Source organism: Vibrio sp. 10N.222.48.A3 (assembly GCF_041475345.1).
Taxonomy (GTDB): domain Bacteria; phylum Pseudomonadota; class Gammaproteobacteria; order Enterobacterales; family Vibrionaceae; genus Vibrio; species Vibrio tasmaniensis_A.
The window spans coordinates 1-438 of sequence record NZ_JBFRVX010001208.1 but is presented as its reverse complement, the minus strand read 5'-3'; the positions used below and the strand labels follow the sequence as shown (position 1 = coordinate 438).

At 37.2% G+C, this 438-nt stretch carries 1 pseudogene; it reads left to right on the top strand.

Features of this window, described 5'->3' with window-relative positions:
• Window positions 1-246: 246 nt before the first annotated feature.
• Window positions 247-438 (top strand): annotated as a pseudogene (locus tag AB4653_RS25080) (GNAT family N-acetyltransferase); the annotation flags it as partial.

The following is a 438-nucleotide window of genomic DNA, read 5'->3' as shown; positions in this document are numbered from 1 at the left end:
TACGATTGGTATTATTATACCTTTGAGCTATTTGCTTCGAGAGCGAACTTTACTCTATGAACAGGCGAGTGAGGGCCTTCAATGGTGCATTTTTAGTATTTGAGTTTTATATTTATGGGCTGTGGCGACTGTTTATGGGCTATGACGATTATTCAATTATTTCTGTCACTTACGGTTGTAGCTACTCGTTGCTATCCGTAATATGAAAATTAGCTTAAGGATAGAAATAGACAGTAAGGAATCACTTTGGAAATACAAATTAGACATCTTGAAACCACAGACAACCAAGACATTTTTGATATTTATCGTCATTCATCAGTATCAGAAAATACCTCACAAAAACCTTTCCTTAGCTCTGATCAAGTGGAGCGATTGTTTGGTCATTCAGACCATTTCACTTTAGTCGCAGAAGTGTCAGGTAAAGTCGTTGGGCACATT